Raw genomic sequence first — 17,445 nt, forward strand, 5'->3', positions numbered from 1 at the left:
CGGGCATCATAACAACCCACACGTTAGTGCCCCGTTATTCGTCCCGATCCTTCCAGCGCAGCTCGTAGAGGTCATGGCGCCGGTCAGCCAGGTTGCGCACCGAGCCGTGTGAACGAATCTCGCGCAGATTGTCGAGGTCGAGATCGGCGATCAGCATGGTCTCGGTGTTGGGCGTGGCCTCGTGGGCGATGGCGTCGTGCGGGAAGGCGAAGTCCGAGGGCGTGAACACCGCCGCCTGGGAATACTGCATGTCCATGTTCTCGACCCGGGGCAGGTTGCCGACCGAGCCCGTGATGACCACGTAGCACTCGTTTTCGATGGCGCGGGCCTGGGAACAGCGGCGCACGCGCAGGTAGGCGTTCTTGGTATCGACCCAGTAGGGCACGAACAGGATGTTGATGCCGCCGTCGGCCATCAGGCGCGGCAGTTCGGGAAATTCGACGTCGTAGCAGATCAGGATGCCGATCCGGCCGAAGTCGGTGTCGAAGACCTTGACCTTGTCGCCGCCCTTGAGACCCCAGTAGGCCACCTCGTCGGGCGTGACGTGCACCTTGTACTGGCGGTCCCAGGTACCGTCGCGCCGGAGCAGGTAGCAAACGTTGCGCAGTCGCTCGCCGTCGTACTCGGGCATGGAGCCGGCGATGATATTGATGTTGTAGGACACCGCGAACTTCAGCATCTGGTCGCGAATGGCCTCGGTATAACCGGCCAGCTGGCGCACGGCTTCGGCCGGCCCCTGGTCGTTCCACGGCGCCATCAAGGGCCCGTTGAAGAACTCGGGAAACAGCATGACGTCGGCCTGGTAGCCGGAGACGGCGTCGACGAAGTACTCGATCTGGCTGTAGAGGTCGTCGAGCGTTTTCATCGGCCGCATCTGCCACTGCACGGCACCGACGCGAACGTCCGACGGCCGCCCGCCGATCATCTTCTGGTCGGCCTCGTCGTAGTAGATATTGACCCATTCGAGCAGGACCGCGTAACCGGAAGAATCCTTGTCGTCCGGCAGGTAGCCCTTGACGATGCGCCGCACCTGAAAGTCGTTGGAAAGCTGGAAGGTCAGGATCGGGTCGACCAGTTCGCGCGCGCGCACCTTGGCGACATACTGCTGCGGCGTCATCTCGTTGGCATACTGCTTGTAGCCCGGGATTCGGCCGCCGACGACGATGCCGCGCAGGTTGAGATTTTCGCACAACTCCTTGCGCGCGTCGTACAGGCGCCGGCCCAGGCGCAGGTCGCGATAATCGGGGTGGACGAAGACGTCGACGCCGTAGAGCACGTCGCCGTTGGGATCGTGCGTGGTCAGGTAGCCGTTGCCGACGATGTCCCAGTAGCGGTGGCTCTGGCCCCAGCGGCTGTACTTGACGATCAGCGAGATCGCGGCGGCCACCACCTTGCCGTTGTCCTCGATGCAGATCTGGCCTTCCGGAAAGCGCGTGACCTGCGATTCGAACTGTTCCCGCTCCCACGCACCGTCGAGGCCCTTGTAGACCCGGTCCATGATCTCGGCGATGTCGTCGTAGTCCTCGATCCGCGAGGGGCGCAGGATCAGACGGTGGGAGTCGGAGTTGGAGTCAGTGCTGTTCACGTGTGCGATTCCAACGCTCTGGAATGATGAAAGTGGCCACAGATGAACACAGATTAACGCAGATCAGGTTGACCCCGGATGGGTCGTGAAACTGTGGCGATCTGTAGATTCCTCATTCACCATGCTCGAAGACAGTCTCGCCGCCGACGACGGTTCGCAACACTTCGATATCGGCCAGGTCGGCGGCTTCCACGTCGTAGGGATCGGCATCCACGATAATGAAGTCGGCCTGCTTGCCGACTTCCAGGCTGCCGACCTGATCTTCGGCAAACCCGGCGTAGGCCGCGTCGATGGTGAAGCCGCGCAATGCCTGTTCGAATGTCAGCGCCTCCTGTGGACGCCAACCGCCGGGCGGCAGACCGTCGCGTTGCCGGGTGACGGCGGCATGGATACCCAGCCAGGGATTGACCGGCTCGACCGGGAAGTCGGAGCCCAGGGCGAGATGAATACCATGCTCGAGCATGGTCGCCCAGGCGTAGGCGCCTTCGAGCCGCCCCTCGCCCAGGCGATCGCGGGCCCAGCGCATGTCGGAGGTCGCGTGGATGGGCTGCATGCTGGCGATGATGTCGTGCTCGGCCAGACGCGGGATATCGTCGGGATGAATGATCTGGACGTGTTCGATGCGGTGACGACCCGGATTGTCCGGATGATCGCCCTTGCTCGCGACGATGGCGTCGATCACCTGCCGATTGGCGGCATCGCCGATGGCGTGGATGCCCACTTGCAGGCCGCAGCCCATTGCACGGTCGACGAGGGCCTGCAGATCCTCGTCGGATTCGAACAGCAAGCCGCTGTTGCCCGGATCGTCGCTGTAGTCTTCGAGCAGTGCCGCACCGCGGCTGCCGAGCGCCCCGTCGGCATAGAACTTGACCGACCGGGCCTTCAGGCGATCGCCGGAATGGCGTCCGCTCTCGCACAACCACTCGAGCATGGCTTCGTCGCCGTCGGCGAAGGCGGTAACGCGCACCGGCAGATCGCCGGCCTGGTCGAGACGTCGATAGAGCCGGAAGTCGGCCAGGCTGGCGCCCATGTCGTGTACGCCCGTCAGGCCGTAGCGTGCCATTTCCGACATTGCCAGTTCGAGCGCACGCTCGCGCACTTCGTCTCCGGGCGCCGGCATGGCGTCCTCGATGAAGCGCATGGCGGTATCGATCAGGATGCCGGTCGGGCGACCGTCGTCGTTGCGATGAATCGCCCCGCCCTGCGGCTGCCACTCGCCGGCCAGATCGCGGGTCGCGCGTTCGAGCGCGGCCGAGTTGGCCCAGCCGGCATGGCCGTCGACGCGAACGAGCCACACGGGGCGCTCGGGAAACGCCTCGTCCAGGTCGGCGGCCGAGGGAAACGGTCCCTCCCAGCGGGTCTGGTCCCAGCCGCGTCCGGTCAGCCAGGCGCCCTCGGGGAGGGTGTCGGCATGGGCCTTCAGCGCCTCGATGGCTTCATCGAGGCTGTCGGCCGTGGTCAGGTCGGCCCGAAGTCGCGCCAGCCCCAGGCCCATGACGTGGCCGTGCGCATCGATCAGGCCCGGCAGCAGCGTATGGCCGCCGGCGTCGACGGTCTCCAGATCGGGATGGCTGGATTCCAGTTCCTCGGAAGCGCCCAGAAAGACGACCTTCCCGATCTCGTCCCAGGCTATCGCCTGGACAAGCGGCGCATCCGGGTTCATGGTATGGATTCGTGCGTTGACAACTGCCCCGGGCTTACCGGCAGTGGCGGTCAGGGACAACAACAACAGCGAGGCAAGCAGGAAGATACGTGGCATGGCAGAATCGATCCGGGCAGTCAGGGAAACGCCGGCCAGTCTCCAATGCCGTCACGGTTTCGTCAAGCGCCGGTCATCGCGCTGCCACATACCGATTCCAGGCTGCAGTCAGATTTCTGTCGAGGTGGCGACATGACACAGCGCAATTCCTTTCCGTTCAAGCGGCATGTCCGCACGATCTGGATCTCCGACCTGCACCTGGGTTTCCCCGGCTGCAGCGCGGAGCAGGTGCTGGATTTTATCCGCGAGATGCGCTGCGAGACACTCTACCTGGTCGGTGACATCGTCGACTTCTGGTATCTGAAGAAGAAACGCCACTGGCCGCAGAGCCACAGCAACGTCATCCGCTCCCTGCTGGGCAAGGCCAAGCACGGAACCCGCGTGATTTACGTGCCCGGCAACCACGACGAAGCCATGCGGCAGTACGACGGCATGACGATCGGCAACATCGAGGTCACCAACGAAATCATCCACGAAACCGCCGACGGCCGACGCTTGCTGGTACTGCATGGCGACCAATTCGATGCTGCCGTGGTCAGCTCCCCGCTACTGGGCTTGATCGGCTCACGAGTCTACGACGGACTACTCAAGTTCAACCGCCTCATCAATTGGATTCGAACCAAGATGGGTCGTGGACACTGGTCGCTGGCCGCCTACATCAAGCAGCGGGTCAAAAAGGCAGTGAAGTTCATGTCCAATTTCGAGGAAGCCGTGCGCCGATCCGCGCAGAAAAACGAGGTCGACGGCCTCGTCTGCGGCCATATTCATCGCCCCGAGATCGCCGTCGGCGAGGAAGTCATCTACCTCAACTGCGGCGACTGGGTGGAAAGCTGCACTGCCCTGATCGAACACCATGACGGCACAATCGAGCTGATTCGCTCCAGTGATGTGCAGGAAGTCGTCAAGCGCCTGCCGCCGCGACGCAAGCGCTCGCCCACGCCGGATGCGCAACAGGCAGCGTGAACATTTTGCCGCTCGACAAGAAGGCAGCGGCGCGCCGGTATAATCCCATGCCATGTCACTCACTGCCCCCGGCCCCGAAACACGCGTCTATCGACCTGCCGAACTGAACAAGGAGGTCCGCCTCCATATCGAGGCCGGCTTTCCCCGCCTGTGGCTGTCGGGCGAAATCTCCAACCTGGCCCGACCGCCGTCGGGACACCTGTATTTCACGCTCAAGGACGAACGCGCCCAGATCCGCTGCGCTTTGTTCCGCGGCAACGCCGCCGCTGTCGGCTTTCGGCCGGAGAACGGCATGCAGGTGCTGGTACGCGGGCGGTTGAGCCTCTACGAACCACGCGGCGACTACCAGTTGATCGCCGACGGCCTGCTGGAGGCCGGCGCCGGCGCCCTCGCCCAGGCCTTCGAAGCGCTCAAGAAGAAACTTGAGGGCGAAGGCCTGTTCGAGGAGGCCCACAAGCAGGCCCCGCCCAGATGGCCGGAGCGGATCAGTGTCGTGACCTCACCGTCGGGCGCGGCCATCCGCGACATCCTGCAGACGCTGGGCCGGCGCTGGCCCCGCGCGAAAGTGCGCATCTATCCCAGCCAGGTCCAGGGCGAGACGGCACCCGCCGAGCTGGTGCGTGCCCTGAAGGCCGCCGACAGGCACGGCTTCGGCCAGGTCATCCTTCTCTCCCGCGGCGGCGGATCGCTGGAAGACCTGTGGGCGTTCAACGACGAAACCCTCGCCCGCGCCATTCATGCCTGCGCTACCCCGGTGATCAGCGGTGTCGGCCACGAAACCGATTTCACCATCGCCGACTTCGTCGCCGACCTGCGCGCGCCGACGCCGACCGCGGCCGCGGTGGCCGCCACGCCTGACGGTCCCGAACTGCTCGTTCAGCTTCGCCGCCAGGAATCGCGGCTCGAGCGCGCGCTCGATCAGAAACTGATGCAGCAGGCCCAGCGTCTCGACCACGCCGACAACCGCCTCAAACAGCAACACCCTCAACGCCGCCTGGACGAGTTGTCGCGCCGCCGGGAAGAACTGGCTCGCCGCGGCGAACTCGCCATCAAGCGACAGCTGGATACACGCCAACGGCAACTACAGGGACTCGAAAGCCGTTTGGCCGCCCGCCACCCCAAACGCCAGCTCGATCAGTTGCAGCAGCAAGTCGGCATGCTTCGGGCACGTCTGGATCGCGCCGCCAAATACGCGCTGGAGAGCCGCCAGCAACAGCTCGCCTCCGTCGCCCGATCGCTCAACAACGTCAGTCCGCTGGCCGTGCTCGAACGCGGCTACGCCGTGGTTCGGGACAAGGAAGGCCAGGCGGTGACGCAGCGCACCCAATTCGACAAAGGAAAGCGAATCAATATATTGATGGATCAGTTTGAAGTAGACGCGGAAGTCGTGGACTCACCCCGGGACGCCCGCCTGAAATGAGTTATCGCCTGCTCGCGCCCGTCACACACGAGGTGGAAGTCAAGAAGAGCCGATTCATCGCCCAGGCCGCTCCCGTCGACGACGAGGATGCCGCGCGCGAATTCATCGATCGAATCAGCGACCCGGCCGCCACCCACAACTGCTGGGCCTGGCTGATCGGCGACAACTACCGTTTCGACGACGACGGCGAACCCGGCGGCACGGCGGGGCGCCCGATACTGCAGGCCATCGAGAGCCAGGGCTACGATCACACCGTCGTGGTCGTCACCCGTTTCTTCGGCGGGACCAAGCTGGGCACCGGCGGCCTGGCAAGAGCCTACGGCGGCACGGCCAACGAGGCCCTGCGCACTGCCGAGAGCGCACCCATCGTTCCCAAGGTCCGGCTACGACTGATCCTGCCCTTCGAATTCGTCGACGCCGCTCACCACGCCCTGTCCGAGTTCGAGGGCGACAAGCTCGACGAGGAATACGACAGCGACGGCGCCACGCTGATCGTGACCATCCCGGCCGTCAGCCGCGCCGCGTTTGCCGATTACATGAGGGACCTCGCCAAGGGGCGGGTTCGGGTGGCGAGGATTTAAGGTCTGCTCGAATGGGGGCTGCCATCCGCTGGCTCTGCGGCTTTCGATCTGGCTCGGAAATTTTCAAATTCGAAGCACCAAGTACCAAACAAATTCGAATGATCAAAAATTGAATGTTCAAAACGGGAACGGTGCTGGAAAGCAACTTGTTGCGGGCACCCCGAAACGAAACGACGCAAACGAACCAACTCAAACAAAATCACCAAGGTCGTGCGGTATGGTTCGCCCGCGACCTCGGCGAAGCCGAAGCGCACAGCGAAGAGCGGAAAACAGCCGGCGGATGTCTGAGCGGAGGCCCGCAGGGCCGGAGCGAGTTCCGACGGCGCCGCTCTTCGCGAGCACTGCAGGGAAAGCTGCGGCGCCAGCCGCAGCTCGAGCCGCGGGAGCGGGCGAACCATAGCGCACGACCGTCCCACACCCGCGGAACAAGCCGCATGAGCGAACGGCGTGCCCCGCACGGCCCGCCCCACCCTAAGCTAGACTGAATGAACGATGCCTGCCGACACCCAGCACCTGCATATAGCCATCATCGGCGCCGGATTCGCGGGGATCGGCACCGCCATTCGTCTGCGCCAGCGTGGCGAAAGGAATTTCCGGATCTTCGAAAAGGCCGAAGGCGTCGGCGGCACCTGGTGGGTCAACCGTTATCCCGGCTGTGCCTGCGACGTACCCTCGCGGCTGTACTCGCTTTCCTTCGCGCCCAACCCGGACTGGACGCGGCACTTCGCGCCGCGGGCCGAGATCCAGGAATACCTCGAACGACTGGTCGACGAATACCGGCTGAAACAATATTTGCAGACCGGCACGGAGATCGTGCGGGCCGAATGGAGCGACTCCGACGGCCTCTGGCAGCTGGCGGACGGACAAGGCCGACAATACACCGCCGACGTACTCGTCTCCGCCATCGGCGGCCTGTCGCGGCCGGCCTGGCCGGACTTGCCCGGACTGGACGACTTCTCCGGAACAATCGTGCATTCCCAGCAGTGGCCCGACCAGCTCGATCTGGCTGGAAAGCGCGTGGCGGTCGTCGGCACGGGCGCCTCGGCGGCACAGTTCGTGCCGCATGTCGCCGAAACGGCCGAGCACCTGACCGTCTTCCAGCGAACGCCGGCCTGGATCATCCCGCGCCGTGACCGGCCCATCGGCCCGATTCGCCGACAACTGTTCCGGCGCATACCCGTCCTGCTACGCCTGGCCAGGTTCATGATCTTCGCGCGCAACGAAATGCGGGTCCCCGCGCTGATGCGCTGGCACTGGCTCGGCGCCGGCCACCGCTGGTTGGCCGACCGGCACCGACGACGCCAGGTCCGGGACCCGGAAACCCGCGGGAAACTGCGGCCGAGCTACGACATCGGCTGCAAGCGCGTCATCCTGTCCGACGATTTCTACCCGACCTTCAATCGCGACAACGTCACCCTGATCGATCGTGCGGTCGCCCGAGTGACCGAAACCGGCGTCGTCGACGCGGACGGCCGGCATCACGAAGTGGACACACTGATCCTGGCGACGGGCTTTCGCGCCACGGAACCCGTTCCGGAAGGCATGATCACCGGCCGCGACGGACGCGACCTGGCCGGGCAATGGCGCGACGGGCCGGCCGCCTACAAGGGCACGACCGTGCACGGCTTTCCCAATCTGTTCATTCTGCTGGGCCCCAACACGGCCCTCGGACACAGTTCAGTTTTGTTGATGATCGAATCGCAGATCCGCTACCTGCTCTCTGCCCTCGATCACCTCGACGCCGGCGAGGGACCGCTCGAGGTCAGTCGCGAAGCGGAAACGGCCTGGAACGACTGGATCGAACAGCGGCTGGCGCACTCGGTCTGGAACGCGGGCGGCTGTAGCAGCTGGTACCTGCACCCGGCAAGCGGGCGCAACACCACCATCTGGCCGGGCTTTGTCCTCGACTTCCGGCGCCGCGTAAAACGCTTCGACCGGGCCGCTTATCAACGCCCGGACTCAGCAGCCTGAGTCCTACTTCAAAAGACCGATCTCACGAAGGCGCTCGAGCAGGTAGTCGTGCGAGGCGATCGGGTCGTAACGGTTCGGGTTGTCCTCGCTCGCGCAGCCCGGCAGTGTCTCGATGACGAAGTCGGGATTGGGGTGCAGGAAAAAAGGAATCGAGTAGCGCGAACGCTTCGCGGCTTCGCCCGGCGGATTCACGACCCGGTGTGTCGTCGAGGGATAGACGTGGTTGGTCAGGCGCTGCAGCATGTCGCCGACGTTGACCACGATGGTGCCCGGCAGGGTGGTGACCGCGATCCAGCGCCCGTCGCGCGTGAGAATCTCCAGGCCCTGCTCGCTTGAGCCGACCAGCAGGGTGATCAGATTGATATCTTCGTGCTGCGCGGCGCGAACGGCGCCCTCCGGTGCGTTCTCGATCGGCGGATAGTGCAGCGGGCGCAGGATGGAATTGCCGAAGTTGGTCTTGTCGGCGAACCAGTCCGGCTCCAGGCCCAGGTCGCAGGCCGCCGCCGAAAGGACGCGATCACCCACCTGCTCGAGCGCGTTGTAGATGCGCATCGCGCGCTCCCGAAAACCGGGCACCTCCTGCGGCCAGAGATTGGGCAGGAGAATCTCCGGGTGGGGATTGTCTTCCGGTGCGATTTCTCGGCCCACGTGCCAGAACTCCTTGAGGTCCGGCACCTCCCGCCCTTTTGCATGCTCGACCCCGAAACCGGTATAGCCGCGTGCACCGCCCTTGCCCGCCTGGTGATACGCCATCTTGGTTTCTTCAGGCAGGGCGAAGAACTCGCGGAAGGCCGCGTAGGCATCGTCGATGGTCTGTTGCTCGATGCCGTGGTCGGTAATGCCGACAAAGCCGAATTCGCGCCAGGCTTCGCCGAGGCGGTCGCTGAAATCGCCCTTGTGGCCGTCGAAATCGGACAGGGAAAGGACGGGGATCCCGGTATCGTGTGTCGTCATGCCGTGAGTACCTGTTTGACCGAGCCGGCCAGTTCCTCGGCCAGCCGTTGAACCTGTTGCGAATCGAAGCCCTCGACGGTCACCCGAACGAGCGGCTCGGTGCCGGACGGGCGCAGGATGACGCGCCCGTGTCCATCGAGTTCATCTTCGACCCGTCGCACCGCCGCCCCGATTTCCTCGTTGCCGTCCAGAACCGCGCGGCCGTTACCGCCGCTGGGCACGTTGATCATCACCTGCGGGCACTTGGTCATGCCGGCGGTCAGGTCGGCGAGCTTGCGCCCACTTCTGGCAACAATCTCGAGCACCTGCAGCGCGCTGACGATGCCGCATCCGGTGGTTGCCCGGTCCAGGCACAGAATATGCCCCGACGACTCGCCGCCCAGCACCCAGCCGCGCTCGACCAGGGCCTCGTGGACGTTCCGGTCGCCGACGGCGCTGCGCACGAAATCGATGCCGCGCTCGGCCAGTGCCTGTTCGAGCCCGAAATTGCTCATTACCGTACCGACGATACCGCCCTCGAGACCCCCGTTGGCCTGACGCGCGGCGGCCAGGACGAAGAGAATCTGGTCGCCGTCGACCAGTTCACCCCGATGGTCGACCATCACGACACGATCGCCGTCGCCGTCGAAGGCCACACCCAGGTCGGCGCGCTCGGCCGTGACCATGCGAGCGAGGTTGCCGGGGTGCGTCGACCCGCACTTCTGGTTGATATTGAGGCCGTCGGGCTGGTCGAAGATGCCGATCACCTTGGCGCCGAGCTCGCGGAAGACCTCCGGGGCGATTCGGTAAGTGGCGCCGTTGGCGCAGTCGACCACGATCTTGAGCGCGTCCAGACGCGTTCCCCAGGTCACCGTGCCCTTGCAGTACTCGACATAACGTCCGACGGCATCGTCAATGCGCCGGGCCTTGCCCAGTCGCTCCGGGCTGACTTGCTCGAACGGCTGCTCGAGACGTGCTTCGATGGCCGACTGCAGGTCGTCGGACAGCTTCTGGCCTTCGCGCGAGAAGAACTTGATGCCGTTGTCCTCGAACGGATTGTGCGAAGCCGAAATCACGATACCCGCGGCCGCGTGCATGCTGCGCGTGAGGTGGGCGATGGCCGGCGTGGGCATGGGACCGAGCAGCAGGATGTCGATACCGGCGGCCGAAAAACCGGCTTCCAGGGCCGACTCGAACAGATAGCCGGAAATGCGCGTGTCCTTGCCGATGACCACCGTGGCGTCTTCGCCGAATTCCTCGGCCAGTACGCGGCCGGCGGCCCAGCCGAGCTTGAGGACGAAATCAGCGGTGATCGGCGGCTCGCCCACGCGCCCGCGAATACCATCGGTTCCGAAATACTTCATTGCTGCCATCCGCCCATTCTATCGGGTTTTTTCCGCTTTCCCGACGGCCCGTGCAACCTTCAGGGCATCGACCGTCTCGGCCACGTCGTGGACCCGCAGCACCGCCGCACCCTTACCGGATGCGATGAGGTGCGCCGCTATAGAGGCGGCGACCCGGTCGGCGGGATTCTCCCGCCCCGTGATGGCCCCGAGCATGGATTTGCGTGACATGCCGGCAAGTACCGGAAAGCCCAGCTCGACCAGCTCGTCGAGCCGCGCGAGTAGTTCCAGGTTGTGCTCGAGCGTCTTGCCAAAGCCGAAGCCCGGATCGAGCACGATGCGCGTCTCGTCGATGCCCGCAGCGCGGCAGGCCAGCACCCGCTCGCGCAGGAAATCGCGAATATCGTCGACGACCGATGTGTAGCTCGGGTTCTTCTGCATCGTGCGCGGTTCGCCGAGCATGTGCATGATGCAGACCGGCACGTCGAGCTCCGCCACGGTCTCCGGCGCCCTCTCGGCCCGCAGGCCATTGACGTCGTTGATCATGGCTGCACCGGCGGCAATGGCTCGCCGCATGACCCCCGGCTTGGCCGTGTCGATCGACACCGGCACCTCTGTCGCCGAGACAATGCCCTCGATCACCGGCAGCACCCGGTCGAGTTCCTCGGCTTCGGCCACGGGGTCGGCGCCGGGCCGGGTCGACTCACCGCCGACATCCAGGATATCGGCACCGGCTTCGACCAGCTCGAGCGCATGCGCCACGGCGCGATCCGGCGCCAGGAACTCGCCGCCGTCGGAAAACGAATCGGGTGTCACGTTGACCACGCCCATGACCAGCGTTTCGCCGGTCAGGTGCGCGTTTTGCAGGCGTTGTCCGAGGCTATCGGGCATGCATGTCTCTCGAAGTCGGTATCCAGCCCGCTATTTTATCGTGTTGCGACGGCACTGCCCGCTGCAAGAGATCAGAAATCGGAATGCGCCGGGCCGCCGGCGACGCTATGCTTTCGACCATGCACAACGCCGACCGACAAGCGCAGAATCTGGCCCGGGCCCTGCGAACCGCCGCCGAAGGCGACTTCGATATCGATGTCGCCGGCCTGGCCGGGCTCGCCGGCTACAGCTCCGGGCATTTTCAGCGCCTGTTCCGCCACCATTTCGGCATTTCCCCGGGCCGTTTCCTGCGTCACTCGCGCATCGATCGCTTCGCGCAGCTTCTGCGATCCGGGCACGGTGTCACGCACGCCGCCGCGGAAGCCGGCTTCGGCTCCTCCAGCCGCGCCCACCAGGCCGCGCAGGACGGCCTGGGCATGAAACCCTCGAAACTGGGAAGTGGGGCCGAAGGTGAAACGATTCGTTTCGCGACGGCGGGCTGCCGCCTCGGCCGGGTACTGGTGGCCGCCACGGCAAAAGGGTTGTGCGCGGTATTGCTGGGGGAATCGGACGAAGAAATCGAGTTGGAGCTGGCGCGTCGCTTCCCGCAAGCGGATCGGCGCAGCGGCGATTCCGCCTTCGTCGAGACGCTCGATCAGGTGGTCAAGCTGATCGATCGGGGCCGGCAGCCGAGCGAGGCACTGCCCCTGGACCTTCGCGGCACCGTGTTTCAGCGCAAGGTCTGGGCCGCCCTGCAACAGATTCCGGCCGGCGAAACGCTGACCTATGGTGAACTGGCCCGCCGGGTGGGCCTGCCCGGTAGCGCCCGGGCCGTAGCACAGGCCTGCGGCGCCAATCCGGCGGCGGTGGTCGTACCCTGCCACAGGGTGGTCGCCGCGGACGGCGGATTGGGCGGCTATCGGTGGGGGATCGAAAAGAAGCAGGCGTTGCTGGAGCGCGAGCGAATGGACGTTTAGAGCCGTTCGATCCGATCCGAAGCGTTGTCCGTCCCGTCGGGGGTGTTACCCCGACCTACGCCAGCCCCGATCAGGGGCCGGTTTCGGTCATTCGAACATTGGAATTTCGAATTTGTTTCGAATTTGGTGCTTGGGATTTGGTCCTTTGCCTTACCCCAGCGCCGGCTCTCCCGACGGCTCCTCGCCCTTGTTATCTCCGTCACCGCCGCTCGGCGGTTCGCTGTCGTGCCAGCCCTCGGGCGGATCGGGCTCCTGGCCGTCCATGATCTGATCGATCTGCTTCGAGTCAATGGTCTCGTAGCGCATGAGCGCATCGGCCATCAGGTGAAGCTGCTTGTCGTGTTCGGTCAGGATCTCCTTGGCGCGCCCATAGGCCGCATCGATGATCCGGCGCACTTCCTTGTCGATCTTGCGGTGCGTCTCGTCGGAGATGTTCTTGTGCTGCGTGACCGACCGCCCCAGAAAGACCTCGTCCTCGTTCTCGTCGTAGGACAGCGGGCCGAGTTCGTCGGACAGGCCCCACTTGGAGACCATGTTGCGGGCGATGTCGGTGGCGCGCTCGATATCGTTCGACGCGCCCGTGGTCACCTTTGCCTTGCCGAAGATCAGCTCCTCGGCCACGCGGCCGCCGAACAGGCTGGCCAGGTTGGACTCCAGCTCGGTCTTGTTCTGGCTGTACTTGTCTTCTTCGGGCAGGAACATGGTCACGCCCAGCGCGCGGCCGCGCGGGATGATGGAGACCTTGTAGACCGGGTCATGCTCCGGGACGATGCGTCCGACGATCGCATGACCGGCTTCGTGGAAGGCGGTCAGGCGCTTGTTCTCTTCGGACATGACCATCGACTTGCGCTCGGCGCCCATCATGATCTTGTCCTTGGCCAGCTCAAAATGCCGCTGTTCCACGGTCTTGTTGTCTTCGCGGGCGGCAAACAGCGCCGCCTCATTGGCCAGGTTGGCCAGGTCGGCGCCCGAGAAACCGGGCGTACCGCGCGCGATAACGCGCGCCTCGACATTGTCGCCCAGCGGCAGCTTGCGCATGTGAACCTTGAGAATCTGCTCGCGGCCCTTGATATCGGGCAGCGGCACGACCACCTGGCGGTCGAAACGACCCGGGCGCAGCAGGGCCTGGTCGAGCACGTCCGGCCGGTTGGTCGCGGCGATCAGGATGATCCCTTCGTTGCCTTCGAAGCCGTCCATTTCGACGAGCAGCTGATTGAGGGTCTGCTCGCGCTCGTCATGGCCACCGCCAAGACCGGCACCGCGCTGGCGGCCGACGGCATCGAGTTCGTCGATGAAGATGATGCACGGGGCGTGCTTCTTGGCCGTCTCGAACATGTCGCGAACGCGCGAGGCTCCGACGCCGACGAACATTTCGACGAAGTCAGAGCCGGAAATCGAGAAGAACGGCACCTTGGCCTCGCCGGCAATGGCGCGAGCCAGCAGGGTTTTGCCCGTGCCCGGCGGGCCGACCATCAGGATGCCCTTCGGAATATGCCCACCCAGGCGCTGGAACTTGCCCGGGTCACGCAGGAAGTCGACCAGCTCGGTGACTTCGTCCTTGGCCTCCTCGCAGCCGGCGACATCGTTGAAGGTGACCTTGACCTGGTCCTCGCCCTGCAGCTTGGCGCGCGACTTGCCGAAGCTCATCGCACCACCACGACCGCCGGCACCGCCTTGCATCTGGCGCATGAAGTAAACCCACAGGCCCACCAGCACCAGCACCGGCAGCAGGCTGATGAGAATGTCGACGACGATCGAGCGGCCCTCGGGCGGCTTGGCCTCGATCTCCACCTCGTTGTCGAGCAGGTCCTTGATCAGGCCGTCGTCGCGCGGCGCCATGACACGAAATTCCTGACCGTCGCTCGTCTGGCCGGTAATGGTTTTCCCGCCACTACCTTCCTGGATTTCGACGCTGGTGACGTTGCCGCGCTCGACTTCCTCGAGGAAGACCGAGTAATTCATTTCGCGCGGCTGCGCATCGGGCTGAGAGTAGTGATTGAACACACTCATCAGCACGACGGCGATGATGATCCACATCACCAGGTTCTTTGCAAAATCACTCAAAATGCTTATCTCCGGTGGACGCCGTGTTTGCGGCCCGATTCTACGACAATGCGATCAACTCTGCGTTCAACCACGCGGCCGATTGGCCACGACATACACTTCGCGGCTTTCGGCCCGCGATGCGCGGGGCTTTCGAACGCGAACGACAGAATACTTGCGCTTCAGATCAGCCAGGAAGGCGTCGAAGCCCTCGCCCTGGAAAACCTTGACCACGAACGTGCCGGACGCATCCAGCCATTCGTCGGCGAACGCTTCGGCCAGTTCGGCCAGGTGCATGCTGCGGGCCTGGTCGGACGGGCCGATACCCGAGATATTGGGGGCCATGTCGGACAGGACAAGGTCGGCACGGCGCCCTTCCATGGCCGTCTCCAGCGCCGCCAGCGGCTCATCCTCACGGAAATCGCCCTGGATGAAGACCACACCGTCGATGGGATCCATGGGCAGGATGTCGAGTGCAACGACCCGCCCCGACGAGCCGACCTTCTCGAGCGCCACCTGCGACCAGCTGCCCGGTGCCGCCCCCAGGTCGACGACGAACTGGCCGGGACGGAACAGCCGATCCTTCTCGTCGAGTTCCAGCAACTTGAACGCTGCCCGCGCCCGGTAACCGGCTTCTCGGGCACGCTTGACGTAAGGGTCGGATTGTTGGCGTTTTTTCCAGTCCACGAATAACAGTGTTAAGTGTGAAGTGTTAAGTGTTAAGGATCAATGAGATGGCTTTATGTTGGTACCTAACACGTAACACCTAAGCTGACCCACGCCAGCCGCAAGCCGTAAAATACGAAACACGAACCACTATTCTAAAGCCCGCCACTTCACACTTCACACTGAACACTTCACACTTTCCCATCCGCGTTACCATTGATGCTCCACATAAACTGCCGCATCGCATGCCCCTGACCAACCCCCAGAAAAAGCACCTGCGCGGCCTCAGCCACGACCTGCATCCGGTGGTGATGGTGGCCGACAAGGGGCTGAGCGAAAACGTGCTCGCCGAAGTCGAACAGGCGCTCGAGCATCACGAACTGATCAAGGTCAAGCTCCGTGGTGAGCGCGAACAGCGCGATGCCTGGATCGGCCAGCTGGTTTCAACCTCGGGCGCCGAGCTGGTGCATCGGATTGGCCAGGTCGTGTGCCTGTACCGTCGCCACCCGGAAAAACCGAAGATCGAGTTGCCCCGCAAATAGCCGACACCCGTCATGGAACTGACCGAACACACAGCCGGCAACCATTACCAGATTCGCGGCATCGAGCCCCACCGCGTCTTCGTGACCGATCAGTGGTACAGCTCGAGCCTGGTGGTGGGTGCCCATTACCTGGAGCCCGACTGGCCGGTCGCCAGCCTGGCCGAACTGGGCGAGGAGCACATCGCCCCGCTGATCGAACTCGGGCCCGAGCTGGTCGTCTTCGGCGCCGGACAGAAACAGCAATTCCTGCCGCACGCCGTGCAACGCACCTTCTTTCGCCGCGGTATCGGCGTCGAGTGCATGACGCTGGACGCCGCCGCCCGGACCTTCAACGTCCTGATGAGCGAAGACCGCCGGGCCCTGGCGGCTTTGATTATCGCCTCGGGAGATAATCCAGCGGATTGACCGGCTCGCCGTCGAGGCGTATCTCGAAGTGAAGCATGTTTTCCTGGCGGTCGTCCTGCCCCATTTCCGCGATTTTCTGCCCGCGCTGCACGCGATCGCCTTCGCCGACCAGGCGGCGACGGTTGTGGCCGTAGGCTGAAAGCAGATTGTCAGAATGCTTGATGATGATCAGTTCGCCGTAACCAATCAGCGCCGTGCCGCTATAGACCACCTGACCGGCCGCCGCGGCGAACACGTCCTGCCCGGCATCCCCCGCAACCCCGATTCCCTTGCGGGTATCAGCCGGATCGAACGAGCGCGCGAGCCGGCCGTCGGTCGGCCACTGCCAAGCCACGCCGCTCACGCTACGGGTATTGCCGGACGCCGACGGCGCCGGTGACGGGTTGGACGGCGGCGGATCGGCCCGGGATTCGGTCGGCTCGGGACGCTCGGGCGTCGGTGCCGGTTCGGCCGGCCGCTGCCGGGATTCGCTTTCGCTGGGAGGGCTCGAGGTAGCCTCCTCCTCCGATTCACTCTGACCGGACTGCGACGGCGGCTGCGTCATGCGCAGTTCCTGACCGGGCCGAATGGTGTAAGGCGATCCGATCGAGTTCCAGCGCGCCACCTCGCGCCAGTCCAGACCATAGCGGAAGGCGATGGAATAGAGCGTGTCACCGCGCTCGACCCGGTACCAGGTCGGGGGGGTCTGGACGACTCGTTGCTCCGTCTTTGGTGGGGATTTCCGAGGGCTGTCGGGACTCGGCTGCCAGGGGGCGCAGGCGACCAGCAGCAGTACCGCCAGCAGGATCGTATATCGCCCTGTCGACGCTACCAGAGCCACCAGATCAGCCCCCCGACGGCAACCGCCGCGATGACGAGCCAGCCCAGCAGGTCGACCCAATCCCTGAGCCGGTCCGCGGCACGCTCACCGCCCGCCCAGACGATGCCCGAAACCAGGTAGAAACGCGCCCCGCGCCCGATCACCGATCCGATCACGAAACCCAGCAACGGTGTGCCCAGTGCGCCGCCGGCGATCGTGATGATCTTGAACGGGATGGGCGTGAATCCGGCCAGCATGACGAACCAGACACCGTAGGCTTCGAAGGCCTCGACCGCCGAATGATAGGCGTGGAGATAGCCGACTTCCTCGATCAGCGGCAGGACCGCCTCGATCGCCAGCCAGCCGATCAGGTAGCCGAACATTCCGCCGATGACCGACGCCGCGGTGGTCAGGAAAGCCAGATGCCAGGCGGCAGAGCGCTCGGCCAGCACCATTGGCGCGAGCATGACGTCGGGCGGAACCGGAAAGAAGGTCGCCTCGGCGAAACTCAGGCCGGCCAGATAGCGCCGGGCATGGCGATGACGCGACCACGACAGAACCCGATCGTAGAGTGTCCGGAACATAACC

At 64.5% G+C, this 17,445-nt stretch carries 16 protein-coding genes; 7 read left to right on the plus strand and 9 right to left on the minus strand.

The window, feature by feature from the left end; all coding sequences use genetic code 11:
• Positions 1-34: 34 nt before the first annotated feature.
• Together DZK26_RS08775 and DZK26_RS08780 are read right to left on the minus strand one after the other, a co-directional pair.
• Positions 35-1,585 (minus strand): bifunctional GNAT family N-acetyltransferase/carbon-nitrogen hydrolase family protein, encoded by a 1,551-nt coding sequence (locus DZK26_RS08775; RefSeq protein WP_258870792.1) that lies wholly within the window; start codon positions 1,583-1,585, stop codon positions 35-37.
• 112 nt (positions 1,586-1,697) lie between these two features.
• Positions 1,698-3,344, minus strand: a complete 1,647-nt coding sequence (locus DZK26_RS08780) for an amidohydrolase (RefSeq protein WP_116896739.1) — start codon at positions 3,342-3,344, stop codon at positions 1,698-1,700.
• Between the two features lie 132 nt (positions 3,345-3,476).
• On the opposite strand from DZK26_RS08780, the gene DZK26_RS08785 reads away from it, so the two are divergent.
• From DZK26_RS08785 to DZK26_RS08800, 4 genes are all read left to right on the plus strand, one after another.
• Positions 3,477-4,307, plus strand: a complete 831-nt coding sequence (locus tag DZK26_RS08785; protein ID WP_116896738.1) for a UDP-2,3-diacylglucosamine diphosphatase — start codon at positions 3,477-3,479, stop codon at positions 4,305-4,307.
• Positions 4,308-4,359: 52 nt separating this feature from the next.
• On the plus strand, positions 4,360-5,727 hold the full coding sequence (xseA, locus tag DZK26_RS08790; protein ID WP_116896737.1) for an exodeoxyribonuclease VII large subunit: 1,368 nt from the start codon (positions 4,360-4,362) through the stop codon (positions 5,725-5,727).
• Positions 5,724-6,308, plus strand: coding sequence for a YigZ family protein (locus DZK26_RS08795; protein ID WP_116896736.1), 585 nt, complete (start codon positions 5,724-5,726; stop codon positions 6,306-6,308). Before xseA ends, DZK26_RS08795 begins: the two co-directional genes overlap by 4 nt.
• Before the next feature lie 492 nt (positions 6,309-6,800).
• The gene (locus DZK26_RS08800; protein ID WP_116896735.1) at positions 6,801-8,279 is read left to right on the plus strand and encodes an NAD(P)/FAD-dependent oxidoreductase; all 1,479 of its coding nucleotides are present in this window, start codon (positions 6,801-6,803) and stop codon (positions 8,277-8,279) included.
• A gap of 3 nt (positions 8,280-8,282) precedes the next feature.
• Here the strand turns inward: DZK26_RS08800 and DZK26_RS08805 are convergent, their stop codons facing one another.
• Genes DZK26_RS08805 through folP form a run of 3 tightly spaced genes read right to left on the minus strand, consistent with a single transcriptional unit; the run spans position 8,283 to position 11,446 of the window.
• Complete coding sequence (locus DZK26_RS08805; RefSeq protein WP_116896734.1) at positions 8,283-9,233, minus strand: isopenicillin N synthase family oxygenase; 951 nt, start codon at positions 9,231-9,233, stop codon at positions 8,283-8,285.
• Entirely contained in the window at positions 9,230-10,576 is a 1,347-nt protein-coding gene (gene glmM / locus DZK26_RS08810; RefSeq protein ID WP_220336959.1) for a phosphoglucosamine mutase, read from the minus strand. The genes DZK26_RS08805 and glmM overlap by 4 nt, the downstream gene beginning before the upstream one ends.
• Positions 10,577-10,594: 18 nt before the next feature.
• Positions 10,595-11,446 (minus strand): dihydropteroate synthase, encoded by an 852-nt coding sequence (gene folP / locus DZK26_RS08815; RefSeq protein ID WP_116896732.1) that lies wholly within the window; start codon positions 11,444-11,446, stop codon positions 10,595-10,597.
• Between the two features lie 119 nt (positions 11,447-11,565).
• On the opposite strand from folP, the gene DZK26_RS08820 reads away from it, so the two are divergent.
• Positions 11,566-12,402 carry a methylated-DNA--[protein]-cysteine S-methyltransferase gene (locus DZK26_RS08820; RefSeq protein WP_181935620.1) on the plus strand — a complete coding sequence of 279 codons (837 nt, stop codon included), beginning with the start codon at positions 11,566-11,568 and terminating at the stop codon, positions 12,400-12,402.
• A gap of 150 nt (positions 12,403-12,552) precedes the next feature.
• Here the strand turns inward: DZK26_RS08820 and ftsH are convergent, their stop codons facing one another.
• Positions 12,553-14,466, minus strand: a complete 1,914-nt coding sequence (ftsH, locus tag DZK26_RS08825; protein ID WP_116896730.1) for an ATP-dependent zinc metalloprotease FtsH — start codon at positions 14,464-14,466, stop codon at positions 12,553-12,555.
• A 66-nt stretch (positions 14,467-14,532) separates the two neighbouring features.
• Positions 14,533-15,132: an RlmE family RNA methyltransferase gene (locus tag DZK26_RS08830; RefSeq protein WP_258870791.1), complete on the minus strand. Its 600-nt coding sequence runs from the start codon at positions 15,130-15,132 to the stop codon at positions 14,533-14,535.
• Between the two features lie 224 nt (positions 15,133-15,356).
• On the opposite strand from DZK26_RS08830, the gene yhbY reads away from it, so the two are divergent.
• Together yhbY and DZK26_RS08840 are read left to right on the plus strand one after the other, a co-directional pair.
• On the plus strand, positions 15,357-15,653 hold the full coding sequence (yhbY, locus tag DZK26_RS08835) for a ribosome assembly RNA-binding protein YhbY (protein ID WP_116896728.1): 297 nt from the start codon (positions 15,357-15,359) through the stop codon (positions 15,651-15,653).
• A gap of 12 nt (positions 15,654-15,665) precedes the next feature.
• Entirely contained in the window at positions 15,666-16,058 is a 393-nt protein-coding gene (locus DZK26_RS08840) for an Mth938-like domain-containing protein (RefSeq protein WP_116896727.1), read from the plus strand.
• Here DZK26_RS08840 and DZK26_RS08845 read toward each other — a convergent pair.
• The gene (locus DZK26_RS08845) at positions 16,027-16,878 is read right to left on the minus strand and encodes a peptidoglycan DD-metalloendopeptidase family protein (RefSeq protein WP_258870790.1); all 852 of its coding nucleotides are present in this window, start codon (positions 16,876-16,878) and stop codon (positions 16,027-16,029) included. The two genes, DZK26_RS08840 and DZK26_RS08845, sit on opposite strands and share 32 nt — an antisense overlap.
• Complete coding sequence (locus DZK26_RS08850) at positions 16,866-17,441, minus strand: YqaA family protein (protein ID WP_116896726.1); 576 nt, start codon at positions 17,439-17,441, stop codon at positions 16,866-16,868. The genes DZK26_RS08845 and DZK26_RS08850 overlap by 13 nt, the downstream gene beginning before the upstream one ends.
• Positions 17,442-17,445: the final 4 nt, after the last annotated feature.

The organism is Wenzhouxiangella sp. 15190 (genome assembly GCF_003417465.1).
Taxonomy (GTDB): domain Bacteria; phylum Pseudomonadota; class Gammaproteobacteria; order Xanthomonadales; family Wenzhouxiangellaceae; genus Wenzhouxiangella.